Source organism: Pseudomonas donghuensis, from assembly GCF_000259195.1.
GTDB lineage: Bacteria > Pseudomonadota > Gammaproteobacteria > Pseudomonadales > Pseudomonadaceae > Aquipseudomonas > Aquipseudomonas donghuensis.
In genome coordinates this window covers 1-14702 of the sequence record NZ_JH650763.1, presented here as the reverse complement: position 1 = coordinate 14702, position 14702 = coordinate 1, and the positions used below count along the sequence as shown (strand labels likewise).

Here is a 14702-nt window from a genome sequence, read left to right as displayed (position 1 = left end):
TTCGAACGATGTAAGCAGAGCGCCCCAGGCAATGGGGCGCGGCTACGGTTAGGTGATTCTGTTGTTTTATAGGCTACTGAACAGGGGGAAAATTCCCATGAGCAGCGCGGCGAGCATTATGCACAGGCAGATCAGCACTGCCCACTTCAAGGTGAAGCGCTGATGATCGCCGAACTCGATGCCGGCCAGGGCCACCAACAGGTACGTAGAGGGTACCAGCGGGCTGAGCAGATGCACGGGCTGGCCGACGATCGACGCGCGGGCCATCTCCACCGGCGAGATGCCGTAATGGCTGGCTGCTTCCGAGAGCACCGGCAATACCCCGTAGTAGAAGGCGTCGTTGGACATGAAGAAGGTGAACGGCATGCTCACGATCGCGGTAATGACCGCCAGGTAAGGGCCCAGCGCATCCGGGATGACCGCCAACAGGCTTTTGGACATGGCATCGACCATGCCGGTGCCGGAGAGGATGCCGGTGAAGATGCCCGCCGCGAAAATCAGCCCTGTCACTGCCAGTACGCTACCGGCATGGGCGGCGATGCGGTCTTTCTGCTGCTGCAGGCACGGGTAGTTGACGATCATGGCGATACTGAAGGCGATCATGAACAGCACCGGCAACGGCAGCAGGCCCATGATCAGCGAGACCATCAGCAGCGCGGTCAGGGCGCCGTTGAACCACAGCAGTTTAGGGCGGCGGGCGTCCGGGAACTGCGAAACGCTGATTTCGCTGTGATCGATTTCATCACCCGGCAGGTGCAGTTCACCCAGGCGCGCACGTTCACGCTTGCCGTACGCATAGGCAATTGCCAGGAGGGCGACGACACCGGCGAGCATGGCTGGAATCATCGGTACGAAGATCGCTGACGGGTCGACATGCAGGGCGCTGGCGGCGCGAGCGGTCGGGCCGCCCCAGGGGGTCATGTTCATGATGCCGCCGGCGAGGATGATCAGGCCAGCCATGATCCGTGGGCTCATGCCCAGGCGGCTGTACAGCGGCAGCATGGCTGCCACGCAGATCATGTAAGTGGTGGCGCCATCGCCATCCATTGACACCACCAGGGCCAGTACTGCGGTGCCGACCGAGACTTTCAGCGGATCACCCTTGACCAGCTTGAGGATCTTGCGCACGGCAGGGTCAAACAGGCCGGAGTCGATCATCAGGGCGAAATACAGGATCGCAAACATCAGCATGACCCCGGTCGGCGCCAGTTTGCTGATGCCTTCGAGCATCATCGGGCCGATCTTGGCGGAAAAACCACCGAACAGGGCGAACAGGATCGGTATCAGGATCAGCGCGATCAAGGCCGACAGGCGCTTGGTCATGATCAGGTACATGAAGGTGATGACCATGGCAAAGCCGAGGAAGGTCAGCATGGGAGTACTCCAGGCGTAGCGCGTCGAAGGAAGAACGATTCGGGCGGATCAGCGCACGGGGCGCGGCGCGTGGAGTAGCGGAGGGATTGCTGCTGGGAGGCGGGCGTAGGAAAGCATCAGTATCACCATTGTTGTTGTTAATTGGGCCGGGCGCCGCATGCAACACACCGGGCCCTGGCTGACCGGTCTTGTGCCGGTAGTGGGGCAATCCTAAGGCGGGAAGCTTTCAGCCAGCTTTCGCTGGCCCAAAGCCGACGAGAGGTGCATTGTTGGCTATCGGCCAGTAGGTATCAGGAGGGAGCGATGCGTGATTCGTACGAAGGCGGCTGCCATTGCGGCGCCCTGCGCTACCGGATTCAAGGTCCATTGACGGATGTTGCCCACTGCCATTGTTCGGTTTGCCGTCGGGTCACTGGTGGTTTACTGATCACCTGGTTGACGGTGGATTGCGATGATTTCCAATGGTTGAGCGGCACGCCGCAACGCTACGACTCGTCGGCCAGTTGCGTGCGCTATTTCTGTAGCCGTTGTGGTGCCCATGTGGCGCTGACCACTGATCTGAGCCCACAGAGCATCGATGTCACGGTCACCACGCTCGACCAGCCCGAACTGGCGCCGCCGAACCGGCACATCTGGATCGACAGCCGCCTGCCCTGGCTGCATCTGGATGAACAGTTGCCTGCGGAGCACGGCGAAACCCTGTGATCAGGGCAGTTGCAGGCCGCCGCCGGCCTTGTGCAGCGCACGCAAGTGTTCGCCCACCTGCTTGATGTTGGCCTCGACCGCCTTGATTTCAGCCGCACGGGCCGGGCCGAGCAAGGCTCGGACCTCCTTGTCGAGGTCGGCGCTGAGGGTTTGCAGCTGTTTTTGCCGCTGGCTGGTTGCACTCAGCAGCTTTTCGCGCTCGCTGGCCTGGGGCAGGCCGTAACCGCTGCTGCCCAGCAGTTCTGCCGGGCGGCTGAGAAAACCGCTGTTGGCGAGGATCTGCTGCAGGGTGTTGTTAGCCTTGCCGACGCTGGCGTCGTTGAGCTCACGCCCGGTGAGATAGCGTTGTTTCACCTCGTCCTGGGCCAGCAATAGTTGCCGGCGCAGGCTGGCTTGCTCCAGGAGCAGCAACGCCGCGCTGGTGCGCAGATCAGCCTGGGCAAACCACTGCTGGCGTTGCTCGGCGGACTGCTCCAGCCAGGCTTCCACGTTGTTCTGCTGGATCGGCAGTTGCTTCTTCAACACCAGGAACATCGCCTGGTAACGGTCCCGATAGGAGTCGAAGCGGTAACCCAGGCGCAAGGCCTCGCGCGGGTCGTCGAGTACGCTGACATCCGCCAGGCCACGGCCTTCGAGCACTTCGAGCAAGCCATTGGGGACGATGCTGTCCAGATCGTTCAGGCGTGGGTTGGCGGTACCGCTGCGCAATAGCTTGAGGGTTTCGACCGCACAGTTGTTGGACAGGAAGTAGTAGTTGCCGTCGTAGCTCCAGTGCATCTCGGCGGCCTGGCGCACCAGGCTTTCCAGTTCGTCGCGGTTGAGCCTGAGCGGGATCGAGGCGAGGCTGCGCAGTTCGGTCTTGGTGTACTCGTCGATCACCTGTGCCAGTGGCAAGACGAACAGCCGCGACGGATAGGCGCCGGTCAAACCGTCCCAGCTCGACAGCTGCACGTCATTGACGAAGGCCCGGTACGACAGCACCAGGTGCTGGTCCAGGTCCAGGCGGCAGTCCGGCCCGCGCGGGCGCCCCGGGGCGCAGATCACCAGGCGCAACATGCTGTGGCCCCAGCGGCTGACCCAGTTCTGGTTGGCTTCGGCCAGCAGGTAATCCACGGCGTAGACCCGCTCGGGGTCGATCTCGCCCAGCGGCGATTTGGCAAAGTCATTGCCAGCGTTGAGAAATGGCAATGCGCTCGGGCATGGCGGATGCTCGGGCGCCCAGTCGAAATGCCCCTTCAGGTAAGCCTGCAGGGCCGGGCGCCGGCAGGCAAAACTGGGGTCAAGCAGGAAGTACTCCATGTTGACCGCAATGAATTCCTTGGGGCTGCTCAGTTCATAGCTGTCGGGGCTGCGCGCCACCTGGCGGTTGTGCTGCTCACGCTCGCCGCGACGGCCTACATACTGCTGCCAGCCGGCCAGGTCGAGCAGGCGCGGGTCGTCGCTGAGGGTGAAGCGGCGTTCGGTCTGGCCACGGCACTGCTCGGGCAGACCGACTTTGCCCTGACTGTTCTGCTGCCGGCTGCACTGGGTGATCAGCCGGCGCTGCGCACCCTGCCATAGGCGGGCGCGGTCATAAATGTGGGTCAGTTCATGCAGGACGGTGGCCAGCAGTTCCTGGCGTACGCTGCCATGGGGGCGGCTGGTTTTTTGCGTGGCGGCGCTGCCATCGGTGAGGCCTGGCAGCAGGCGGCTGTTGAGCTCCAGGGTGGAGACCAGCGACGCCTGGCCATAGGCGTCCTCTGGCATGCGGCTGCTCCAGCTGACCTGGATGCGTCGGTCAAGGCGGGTCTTGAAGCTCGGCGGCAGTGCCTGCAGGGCTTCATCCAGCAATGCCTGGCTGGCCCGCTGTTGTTGCGGGCTCAGGCCATCGGCCTGCAGCACCAGCTGCAGGTCGGCCAGTGCCGGGCTGCCGAACAGTGTCAGCAAGCAGCCCAGCAGCCAGGCACGTAGCGGTTTCACAGGGCGAGAATGGCTTCAGCCAGGACCTGGTCGCTGGCCTGGCGTGCTTCTGGAACACGCTGGCGCAGGGTGTCGAAGGCCGCTTCTAGCTGCGCGCCACGGATCTCGCCACGGCTGGCGACATAGCTGGCGGCATCGTCACGGGCTTCGCGCACGACTTTGGAATCGCGAATCGAAGTGGTGGTGTCGGAGGTGAAGTCGATCGAGCGGCCAAAGGCGCGAACGATAATGTTGCTGGTGGCCACCAGGGTTTGTGCCTGGGCTACATCGGCCAGCAACAGAAGGCCAAGGGTGGCGGCAATCAGCGGGTTACGCATGGAGCATCTCCGGGAGAACAGAAGTAATCATTGGACGAGAATTGCCTGCGCCAGTTCAAGGTCGCTGGCATGAAGTTGTGGGTTGGCCTGACGCAGCCGGTTCAATACCGCCTCAAGGCGAGCGCCCCGCCACTGGCCATCGCTGGCCACAAAGGCCGCAGCATCGTCATGGGCGGCCAGCAGCAGTTTGCGATCGAAGGGCACTGAGGTCACTTTGCTGGTGACGTAACCACTGACGACAAGGTTGTTGGTGGTCAGGTCCAGCGCCAGGGCGGCACCACACCAACAGGACACGAGCAACAGCAATGACAGATAACGCATGGGTCTCGAACGGCAGCTGAATCAAGCGCCAAAGGCTATCCCAATGCGCCGGTGAGGACCAGCGCAGAGGGCCCGGCTTGGTTGCATGGTGTTACATGCTGCCGGAAGCGAGCGACTTCAGAGCGCCAGGATGGCCTGTGCCAGTTGCGCGTCGCTGGCCTGCAGCGTTGGGGTCTGCTGGCGAATATGGGCGAAAGCGCTTTCCAGTTTCGCACCGCGGATATCACCGTGGCTGGCAACGAAGCTGGCCGCGTCGTCACGAGCGGCCTGGACAATTTTGTCGTCACGGAAGGAGGACGACACGTCGGAGGTGGCATCAGTGGAGGCGGCGACACCACGAACGACGGTATCGGTGGTGACGACAAAGCTGGTGGCGTTGGCAGTGGAAGCCAGGGCCAGCAGCAGCGCGGCGCCAAACAAGCGTGAATGGAACATGGTCGATCTCCTGGATAGGCTTTGGTGGTTCTTATGTCAGACGCACACTCAGCTTGTTGCGCTACTTTTTACCAAGCTGGGTACGCTAAGGGTATCACGCGATAGGAACCTGAGGGTTGGACCACGTCATCGCAAGATTTATCAACTGTACTGGTCGTATTTTTTAAATGTAAAACTGTACATGTCGTGGCGTCAGCCGCTCTAGCCCGGGCCTTTAAACGACAAAACCCGTCAGCAGTCACCTGCGACGGGTTTTGGGGAATTCGAGGTGCCGGCCTTGGCCGGCGAGCCCTGCATTAACGCCAGAACGGCTTGCTCAGCTCTTCGTAGCGTTGTGCTTCGCTGATACCGGCGTCAGCCAGCAGACGCGAATCCAGGCGAGCCAGTTGGTGGCGGCTGGCAATGCGGCGTTGCCACAGCATCAGGTTGGCCAGCAGGCGCAGTGGCAGCGAGGCCTTGGATTGTTCGGCGGTGTTTTCGAAAACCAGATCGGAACTGAGGGTACGTTCCATGATGTCATCCTTCCGCTTGTGGCGGCATTAGGTAGTGATTTAACTGATGCCAATGATCCTCCTCTGTCGTCCATAACAGTAGATACAGTTCACCTGCATTGTGATGGGCCAGTTAACTGTTTTAAGCGACTGTTGCACTCAGAATAGGCGCAACTGTACTGGTCGGCACTGAAATGGTGCATTCTTGATCAAGAGAGGGATGACGAAGCGGAAAAAGGCGGTGAAATCACCGGTACAGTAGAACAGTTTTTGCCTGGATAAATAAATCAGTTGCCCGGCCGGTTGGCATTGCACACAACCGGCGGGTCACTGTGCAGGTCAGCTGGCGAGCATGCGCCCGGTTTCTTCCAGGTTTTCGTGCCAGGCCAGGGCTTCGCGCAGAATGTGCGGCGTGTGGCCGCCGCGTTCGCAGGCGCGGGTGAAATAGTCGTTCAGCGCGTCGCGGTAATCCGGGTGCACGCAGTTGTCGATGATCACCCGGGCACGTTCGCGTGGCGCCAGGCCGCGCAGGTCAGCCAGGCCCTGCTCGGTGACGAGGATGTCGACATCGTGCTCGGTGTGGTCGACGTGGCTGACCATTGGCACCACGCTGGAAATCGCCCCGCCCTTGGCAATCGACTTGGTGACGAAGATCGCCAGGTGCGCGTTGCGGGCGAAGTCACCCGAGCCACCGATGCCGTTCATCATCCGCGTGCCGCAGACGTGAGTGGAGTTGACGTTGCCGTACAGGTCGAACTCAAGGGCAGTGTTGATACCGATGATGCCCAGGCGGCGGACCACTTCAGGGTGGTTGGAGATTTCCTGCGGGCGCAGGACCAGCTTGTCCTTGTAGCGCTCCAGGTTGCCGAACACGTCGGCGTTACGACGGGTCGACAGGGTGATCGAGCTGCCCGAGGCGAAGCTCAGCTTGCCGGCGTCGATCAGGTCGAAGGTCGAGTCCTGCAGTACTTCGGAGTACATGGTCAGGTCTTCGAATGGGGAATCGATCAGGCCGCACATTACCGCGTTGGCAATGCTGCCGATGCCGGCCTGCAGCGGGCCGAGCTTGTTGGTCATGCGCCCGGCGTCCACTTCCTGCTTGAGGAAGTTGATCAGGTGGTTGGCGATGCCCTGGGTTTCGTCGTCTGGCGGCAGCACGGTGGACGGCGAGTCCGACTGCTCGGTGATGACGATACCGACAATCTTGGCCGGGTCGATCGGGATCGCGGTGCTGCCGATGCGGTCATCGACCTTTACCAGCGGGATCGGCGTACGGGTCGGGCGGTAGGTCGGGATATAGATGTCGTGCAGACCTTCCAGGTTGGCGTTGTGCGCCAGGTTGATCTCGACGATCACCTGTTTGGCGAAAATCGCGAAGCTGGCCGAGTTGCCCACCGAGGTGGTCGGCACGATGTGGCCTTGCTCGGTGATGGCGACCGCTTCGATGACCGCGATGTCCGGCAGCTTGAGCTGCTGGTTGCGCAGCTGCTCGACGGTTTCCGACAGGTGTTGGTCGATGAACATGACCTTGCCGTCGTTGATGGCCTTGCGCAGGGTGCTGTCGACCTGGAACGGCATGCGACGGGCCAGTACACCGGCCTCGGTCAGCTGTTTGTCGAGGTCGTTGCCCAGGCTTGCGCCGGTCATCAGGCTGATTTTCAGGGGCGACTGCTTGGCGCGTTCGGCCAGTGCATGGGGCACGGCCTTGGCTTCACCGGCACGGGTAAAACCGCTCATGCCGACGGTCATGCCGTCCTCGATCAGGCCAGCGGCATCAGCCGCACTCATTACCTTGCTGTGCAGGGAGGACAAGCGGATACGATCACGGTACATGGATTGTTATCTCGGGCTACTAAAGCTAGATGCGCAGTCTAGTGTTTTCGCCTGGCTTCGTCCCGCGACCAAGGTCGAATGCGAAGCCCTGAAATAGAGCCTTCTGTCGGCTGGCCGGGCATGAAAAAGCCCCAGCCGGTACCGCACTGGGGCTATTTGTCACAGCGGATTGAACGGCTTATTCGACCGCTTTGACCATGTCTTCGATGACCTTCTTGGCGTCGCCGAAGACCATCATGGTCTTGTCCAGGTAGAACAGTTCGTTATCCAGGCCGGCATAGCCGCTGGCCATCGAGCGCTTGTTGACGATGATGGTCTTGGCCTTGAAGGCTTCGAGGATCGGCATGCCGGCAATCGGCGATTTCGGATCGTTCTTCGCCGCCGGGTTGACCACATCGTTGGCGCCCAGCACCAGGACCACGTCGGCCTGGCCGAACTCGGAGTTGATGTCGTCCATCTCGAACACCTGGTCGTACGGCACTTCGGCTTCGGCCAGCAGTACGTTCATGTGCCCGGGCATGCGCCCCGCTACCGGGTGGATCGCGTACTTCACGGTCACGCCGTTGTGGGTCAGTTTCTCGGTCAGCTCTTTCAGTGCGTGCTGGGCGCGCGCTACTGCCAGGCCGTAGCCAGGAACGATGATCACGGTGTCGGCGTTGCTGAGCAGGAAGGTCGCGTCATCGGCCGAACCGGATTTCACCGGACGGGCTTCCTTGGCGCCAGCCGGGCCGGCCGCTTCTGCCGCGCCGCCGAAACCGCCGAGGATCACATTGAAGAACGAGCGGTTCATCGCCTTGCACATGATGTACGAGAGGATCGCACCGGACGAACCGACCAGGGAGCCGGCGATGATCAGCATTGAGTTGTTCAGCGAGAAGCCGATACCCGCCGCAGCCCAGCCCGAGTAGCTGTTGAGCATCGACACCACCACCGGCATGTCGGCGCCGCCAATCGGGATGATGATCAGCACGCCCATGACGAACGCCAGGATCAGCATCAGGGCAAAGGCGCTGTAGCTGCCGGTGAAGGTAAACATCAGGCCCAGGCCGATGGTGGCAAGGCCGAGGATCAGGTTCAGCTTGTGCTGGCCGCTGAACTGTACCGGTGCGCCCTGGAACAGGCGAAACTTGTACTTGCCCGACAGCTTGCCGAAGGCAATGACCGAACCTGAGAAGGTGATCGCACCAATGGCGGCGCCGAGGAACAGCTCCAGGCGGTTACCACTAGGGATCGGGTCGCTGATGCTGGCAACGATGCCCAGCGATTGCGGCTCGACCACCGCGGCAACGGCGATGAACACTGCCGCCAGACCGATCATGCTGTGCATGAAGGCAACCAGCTCGGGCATCTTGGTCATTTCAACGCGCTTGGCCATGATCGAGCCGGCGGTACCGCCGACCAGCAGGCCGACGATCACGTAGCCGATGCCATCGGTAGCCAGCTCTGCGCCCAGCTTATAGATGAGGCCGATGGTGGTGATGATCGCCAGGGCCATGCCGAGCATGCCGAACAGATTGCCGCGCCGTGACGTGGTCGGGTGCGACAGGCCCTTGAGCGCCTGGATGAAGCACACCGAGGCGACAAGGTAGAGAAGTGTTACCAGGTTCATGCTCATGTTTACTTCTGCCCCTCTTGCTTCGCTGCGCCCTTGCCTGGGGCTTTCTTCTTGAACATCTCCAGCATGCGCCGGGTGACGAGGAAACCACCGAATACGTTGACCGCTGCCAGGGCCACCGCGAGGGTGCCCATGGTCTTGCCCAGCGGCGTGACGGTCAGCGCGGCGGCCAGCATGGCGCCGACGATGACGATGGCGGAGATGGCGTTGGTGACCGCCATCAGCGGTGTGTGCAGCGCCGGGGTGACGTTCCAGACCACGTGGTAACCGACATAGATCGCCAGCACGAAGATGATCAGGTTATAGACGTTGTGAGAGATCAGCATGTCTTCCATTGTCTGGCTCCTTATCCGTTCTTGCGGATGACCTGGCCGTCGCGGCACATCAGGCACGCGGCGACGATGTCGTCTTCGAGGTTGATCGTCAGCGCGCCGTCCTTGTCGAACAGCAGCTTCATGAAGTCGAGCAGGTTGCGTGCATACAGGGCCGAGGCGTCAGCGCCGACCTGGGCTGGCAGGTTGGTCGGGCCGACGATGGTCACGCCCTGCTCCACCACCACCTGGTCAGCGACGGTCAGCGGGCAGTTGCCACCTTGGGCCGCGGCCAGGTCAATGACCACCGAGCCAGGTTTCATCTGCGCCACGGTTTCGGCGCTGAGCAAGGTCGGTGCCTTGCGGCCGGGGATCAGTGCGGTGGTAATGACGATATCGGCCTGTTTGGCGCGCTCGTGCACCGCCAGGGCCTGGCGCTGCATCCAGCTGGCCGGCATGGGCCGCGCATAGCCGCCGACACCTTCGGCGCACTCGCGCTCTTCATCGGTCTCGTAAGGGACATCGATGAACTTGGCGCCCAGCGATTCGATCTGCTCCTTCACCGCCGGACGCACGTCCGACGCTTCGATCACCGCACCCAGGCGCTTGGCCGTTGCGATGGCCTGCAGCCCCGCGACACCGGCACCGAGGATCAGCACGCGGGCAGCCTTGACGGTCCCGGCGGCCGTCATCAGCATCGGCATGAAGCGCGGATAGTGGTGAGCGGCCAGCAACACGGCCTTGTAACCGGCAATGTTGGCTTGCGACGACAACACATCGAGGCTTTGTGCCCGCGAGGTGCGCGGCGCGGCTTCAAGGGCAAAGGCGGTAATGCCGCGCTCGGCCATCTTGGCGATGGTTTCGTTATTGAATGGATTGAGCATGCCCACCAGGACGGTGCCGCTCTTGATCTGGGCCAGTTCGCTATCGTCAGGGGCTACAACTTTCAGAACCAGCTGAGCTCCAAACGCATCGGCAGCGCTGCCAATAGTGGCGCCTGCTGCTTCATAGGCACTGTCCGGAACGCTGGCGTTGATGCCGGCGCCGCTCTGGACGGTGACCTGATGCCCCTGGCCAATCAGTTTCTTGATGGTTTCCGGGGTTGCAGCAACCCGTGTTTCGCCCGTCTGCGTTTCGAGAGGAACACCAATGTGCACGTCATTTCTCCTGCGTGATCTTTTGTTGGTAAACCAGCGCACTGCGGATGGTGCGTTGGGGCGGCCGATCAGCACGATCCCGCCGAATTCAGGCGGGGCGCGGCATTTTGCAGGTGATTCCTGAATCGCTTCAACCAGTTTTGAAGGGTGACGGCAATCAAACTACAAGTCACCCTGTGACCGAATGTCGCAAGAACAGGCCTGGAGCCCGCCAAACGCGGGCTTCAGGGAGATTACGGTAAAAATTGAAAATTTTCCGCCGAATTTGCTGAATGCCTGGCGCAAAGCGCGATTTATGCTGTGAAAGCCGCATAAACAGCAGGGTTAAGGGCTTTCGCGGGGCTGTCTGAAACAGTTGGTGAAAATGCGACATTTCCTTATATCTGTAGGCTTTCAATTTAATTGACTACGGGGTCAGGTTATAACTGTCATCCTTATGGGCTGCAGCGTAGCGGCTCGCCTCCCCTACCAACCAGTCGCGGAAGGCCCGCAGCGAAGCGGATTCCACCTTGCGCTCGGGGATCATCAGGTAGTAAGCCTTGATGCTCGACAGCGCGTGCGGACTGGCCACTACCAGGCGCCCCTCTGCCAGTTCGCGCTGGATCAGGAAGGGTGGAATCAGCGCCACGCCCATCTCGTGCATGGCAGCCTGTGCCAACATCGAGAATAGCTCATAGCGCGGGCCGGTCATGTCGCGGGCGACGCTCATTTCCAGGCTGTTGAACCACTGGCGCCAGGCGTAGGGCCGGGTGGTCTGCTGCAGCAGTGGCAGTTGGGCGATCTGCTCGGGTGTGAGTTGCTGGTTGTCAGCCAGCAGCGCCGGGCTGCACACCGGCACCGGATTTTCGCCCATCAGCCGATGGGACTCGGTGCCCGGCCAGTCGGCGTCTCCGAAGTAGATCGCCGCGTCAAAGCTGGTATCGGCAAACAGGAACGGCCGGGTGCGGTTGGTCAGGTTGACCGTGACCTCGGGGTGGCGCTGCTGGAAGTCCTTTAGCCGCGGTAGCAGCCATTGGGTGCCGAAGGTTGGTACCACTGCCAGCTCGATGACGTTGGCGCCCTGCTGGCCCATCACCGACAAGGTGTCGCGCTCCACCGCATCGAGCTGGGTGGCGACCCGGCGGCTATAGGAAAGCCCGGCTTCGGTGAGCTTCACCCCGCGGCGGGAGCGGCGAAACAGTTCGACATTAAGAAACTCCTCCAGCCCGGCGATTTGCCGACATACGGCGCCCTGGGTCAGGGATAGCTCCTGGGAAGCCTTGGTAAAGCTCTCGTGGCGGGCGGCTGCCTCGAAGCAGACCAGGGCCGCGGTACTGGGGATCTTGCGCCGCATGTACATCAACCTCACTAATAAGGCGTAAAGATGGCCTTTGTGACCATTACGAAGTGAGAAATTATCACAAGAGCATGCGCAATCCTCGTTTGTCTCGTCGCCTGAACGGGCCTAGGATCAATGCACAACAACTCTGGTCCCATTTCTCGAGGATTCGCTCATGGCCGGTAAAGCAAGCTTCAACTGGATCGACCCGCTGTTGCTCGACCAACAGCTCACTGAAGAAGAGCGCATGGTGCGTGATAGCGCTTATCAGTTCGCCCAGGACAAGCTGGCCCCGCGCGTGCTGGAAGCGTTCCGTCACGAGCAGACCGACCCTGCGATCTTCCGCGAGATGGGCGAAGTCGGCCTGCTTGGCGCAACCATCCCCGAGCAATACGGCGGCAGCGGCCTGAATTACGTGTGCTACGGCCTGATTGCCCGGGAAGTGGAGCGTATCGATTCCGGCTACCGCTCAATGATGAGCGTGCAGTCCTCCCTGGTCATGGTGCCGATCAACGAATTCGGTACCGAGGCGCAGAAGCAGAAGTATCTGCCCAAGCTCGCCAGCGGCGAGTGGATCGGCTGCTTCGGCCTGACCGAACCCGACCACGGCTCCGATCCGGGCTCGATGATCACCCGCGCCAAGAAGGTCGACGGCGGCTATCGCCTGAGCGGCAGCAAGATGTGGATCACCAACAGCCCGATTGCCGACGTGTTCGTGGTCTGGGCCAAGGATGATGCTGGCGACATCCGCGGCTTCGTCCTGGAAAAGGGCTGGCAGGGCCTGAGTGCCCCGGCGATTCACGGCAAGGTCGGCCTGCGCGCTTCGATCACCGGCGAAATCGTCATGGACAACGTGTTCGTGCCCGAAGAGAACATCTTCCCGGATGTGCGCGGCCTGAAAGGTCCGTTCACCTGTCTGAACTCCGCGCGCTATGGCATTTCCTGGGGTGCCCTGGGCGCCGCCGAGGCCTGCTGGCACACCGCGCGCCAATACACCCTGGACCGCAAGCAGTTCGGTCGCCCGCTGGCAGCCAACCAGCTGATCCAGAAGAAGCTGGCCGACATGCAGACCGAAATCACCCTGGCCCTGCAAGGCTGCCTGCGCCTGGGCCGGATGAAGGACGAAGGTACCGCTGCGGTCGAAATCACTTCGATCATGAAGCGCAACTCTTGCGGCAAGGCCCTGGACATCGCCCGGATGGCCCGCGACATGCTGGGCGGCAACGGTATCTCCGACGAGTTCGGTGTGGCCCGTCACCTGGTCAACCTCGAGGTGGTCAACACCTATGAGGGCACCCACGACGTGCACGCGCTGATCCTCGGTCGCGCGCAGACCGGCATCCAGTCCTTCTATTAATAAGGAGCCAGCCATGGGTGCGCTATCTCATCTGCGGGTGCTGGATCTGTCGCGAGTGCTGGCCGGGCCCTGGTCCGGGCAGATACTCGCCGACCTCGGCGCCGAAGTGATCAAGGTCGAGCGCCCGGGCAGCGGCGATGACACGCGCGCCTGGGGGCCGCCCTTCCTTAAGGATGCCTACGGCGAGAACACCAGCGAGGCGGCCTACTATCTGGCGGCCAACCGCAACAAGCGCTCGCTGACCATCGACTTCACCCAGCCCGAGGGCCAGCGCCTGGTGCGCGAGCTGGCAGCCAAGTCGGATGTGCTGATCGAGAACTTCAAGGTGGGTGGGCTGGCTGCCTATGGGCTGGATTACGAGAGCCTGAAGGCGATCAACCCGCGCCTGGTGTATTGCTCGGTCACCGGCTTCGGCCAGACCGGGCCCTACGCCAAGCGTGCCGGCTACGACTTCATGATCCAGGGCCTGGGTGGCTTGATGAGCCTGACCGGGCGGCCAGAGGGTGAAGAAGGTGCCGGTCCGGTAAAGGTCGGTGTCGCATTGACCGACATCCTCACCGGGCTGTACTCGACCGTGGCGATCCTGGCCGCCCTCGCCCATCGTGACCGCGATGGTGGCGGCCAGCATGTCGATATGGCGCTGCTGGACGTGCAGGTTGCCTGCCTGGCCAACCAGGCCATGAACTACCTCACCACCGGCACGCCGCCTCGGCGTCTGGGGAATGCCCATCCCAACATCGTGCCTTACCAGGACTTCCCTACTGCTGACGGCGATTTCATCCTCACCGTGGGCAACGACGGGCAGTTCCGCAAGTTCGCCGAGGTTGCTGGCCAGCCGCAGTGGGCGGACGATCCACGCTTTGCTACTAATAAGCAGCGGGTTGCTAATCGTGCCGAGCTGATTCCACTGATCCGCCAGGCCACGGTGTTCAAGACCACCGCTGAGTGGGTCGCGCAACTGGAGCAGGCGGGTGTGCCGTGCGGGCCTATCAATGACCTGGCGCAGATGTTTGCCGACCCTCAGGTCAAGGCGCGGGGCCTGGCGATCGAGATGCCGCACCCGCTTGCCGGGCAGGTGCCGCAGGTGGCCAGCCCGATTCGATTGTCCGAGACGCCGGTGGAGTACCGGCATGCACCGCCGTTGCTGGGGGAGCATACCGAGCAGATCCTCGGCGAAGTGCTGGGCCTGGCGGCATCGGAGATCGAGCGTCTGCGGGAGGCCAAGGTGGTCTAAAGCTTCAAGCTATAAGCTGCAAGCTACAAGTTGAGCGCGGTGCCTCTGCTTTTACTTGCAGCTTGAAGCTTGCTACTTATAGCCAAAACGCCCCTTCTGAAACAAAGTTGAAATAAGTCCTTGACGCCCCTGCGGATCTGTCTATAATTCGCCCCACTTCCGGCGCAGTCGGAACTGAAAACTCCTTGAGTTTCAACGAGTTAGCAGTTTCAGGGCATTCCGGAGGGGCTTCGATCGAAAGATCGGCAGCGGTGAAAAAGGCAGTTGACAGCGGT

At 61.7% G+C, this 14702-nt stretch carries 15 protein-coding genes; 3 read left to right on the top strand and 12 right to left on the bottom strand.

Going from position 1 to position 14702, the window contains the following annotated elements:
* Positions 1-66: 66 nt before the first annotated feature.
* Positions 67-1374: a CitMHS family transporter gene (locus UW3_RS0111490; RefSeq protein ID WP_010222596.1), complete on the bottom strand. Its 1308-nt coding sequence runs from the start codon at positions 1372-1374 to the stop codon at positions 67-69.
* Positions 1375-1677: 303 nt separating this feature from the next.
* Here UW3_RS0111490 and UW3_RS0111485 point away from each other — a divergent pair, with 303 nt between their 5' ends.
* On the top strand, positions 1678-2079 hold the full coding sequence (locus UW3_RS0111485) for a GFA family protein (protein ID WP_010222595.1): 402 nt from the start codon (positions 1678-1680) through the stop codon (positions 2077-2079).
* Here UW3_RS0111485 and UW3_RS0111480 read toward each other — a convergent pair whose 3' ends face one another.
* The 10 genes from UW3_RS0111480 to UW3_RS26880 all read right to left on the bottom strand — a co-directional run bounded on the left by UW3_RS0111480 (position 2080) and on the right by UW3_RS26880 (position 11851).
* A complete protein-coding gene (locus UW3_RS0111480) occupies positions 2080-4038 on the bottom strand; it encodes a DUF7844 domain-containing protein (protein ID WP_010222594.1) in 1959 nt (652 codons plus the stop codon).
* Positions 4035-4355 carry a DUF2388 domain-containing protein gene (locus UW3_RS0111475; protein ID WP_010222593.1) on the bottom strand — a complete coding sequence of 107 codons (321 nt, stop codon included), beginning with the start codon at positions 4353-4355 and terminating at the stop codon, positions 4035-4037. Before UW3_RS0111475 ends, UW3_RS0111480 begins: the two co-directional genes overlap by 4 nt.
* 27 nt (positions 4356-4382) lie before the next feature.
* Entirely contained in the window at positions 4383-4676 is a 294-nt protein-coding gene (locus UW3_RS0111470) for a DUF2388 domain-containing protein (RefSeq protein WP_010222592.1), read from the bottom strand.
* A 117-nt stretch (positions 4677-4793) separates the two neighbouring features.
* Positions 4794-5111: a DUF2388 domain-containing protein gene (locus UW3_RS0111465; protein WP_010222591.1), complete on the bottom strand. Its 318-nt coding sequence runs from the start codon at positions 5109-5111 to the stop codon at positions 4794-4796.
* 296 nt (positions 5112-5407) lie between these two features.
* Entirely contained in the window at positions 5408-5623 is a 216-nt protein-coding gene (locus UW3_RS0111460) for a DUF1127 domain-containing protein (protein WP_010222590.1), read from the bottom strand.
* Positions 5624-5941: 318 nt separating this feature from the next.
* Complete coding sequence (locus UW3_RS0111455; RefSeq protein ID WP_010222588.1) at positions 5942-7435, bottom strand: acetyl-CoA hydrolase/transferase family protein; 1494 nt, start codon at positions 7433-7435, stop codon at positions 5942-5944.
* Positions 7436-7613: 178 nt separating this feature from the next.
* On the bottom strand, positions 7614-9050 hold the full coding sequence (locus tag UW3_RS0111450) for an NAD(P)(+) transhydrogenase (Re/Si-specific) subunit beta (protein ID WP_010222587.1): 1437 nt from the start codon (positions 9048-9050) through the stop codon (positions 7614-7616).
* A gap of 2 nt (positions 9051-9052) precedes the next feature.
* The gene (locus tag UW3_RS0111445) at positions 9053-9385 is read right to left on the bottom strand and encodes an NAD(P) transhydrogenase subunit alpha part 2 (protein WP_010222585.1); all 333 of its coding nucleotides are present in this window, start codon (positions 9383-9385) and stop codon (positions 9053-9055) included.
* An 11-nt stretch (positions 9386-9396) separates the two neighbouring features.
* Positions 9397-10518 carry a Re/Si-specific NAD(P)(+) transhydrogenase subunit alpha gene (locus tag UW3_RS0111440; RefSeq protein ID WP_010222584.1) on the bottom strand — a complete coding sequence of 374 codons (1122 nt, stop codon included), beginning with the start codon at positions 10516-10518 and terminating at the stop codon, positions 9397-9399.
* 406 nt (positions 10519-10924) lie between these two features.
* Positions 10925-11851: a LysR family transcriptional regulator gene (locus UW3_RS26880; protein ID WP_010222583.1), complete on the bottom strand. Its 927-nt coding sequence runs from the start codon at positions 11849-11851 to the stop codon at positions 10925-10927.
* 160 nt (positions 11852-12011) lie between these two features.
* Here UW3_RS26880 and UW3_RS0111430 point away from each other — a divergent pair, with 160 nt between their 5' ends.
* Both UW3_RS0111430 and UW3_RS0111425 read left to right on the top strand, forming a co-directional pair.
* A complete protein-coding gene (locus tag UW3_RS0111430; RefSeq protein WP_010222582.1) occupies positions 12012-13193 on the top strand; it encodes an acyl-CoA dehydrogenase in 1182 nt (393 codons plus the stop codon).
* A gap of 13 nt (positions 13194-13206) precedes the next feature.
* Positions 13207-14427 (top strand): CaiB/BaiF CoA transferase family protein, encoded by a 1221-nt coding sequence (locus UW3_RS0111425; protein WP_010222580.1) that lies wholly within the window; start codon positions 13207-13209, stop codon positions 14425-14427.
* A gap of 76 nt (positions 14428-14503) precedes the next feature.
* Here UW3_RS0111425 and UW3_RS29460 read toward each other — a convergent pair.
* Positions 14504-14702 (bottom strand): hypothetical protein (locus UW3_RS29460; protein ID WP_237716745.1); only part of this gene is annotated, 199 nt, incomplete at its 5' end.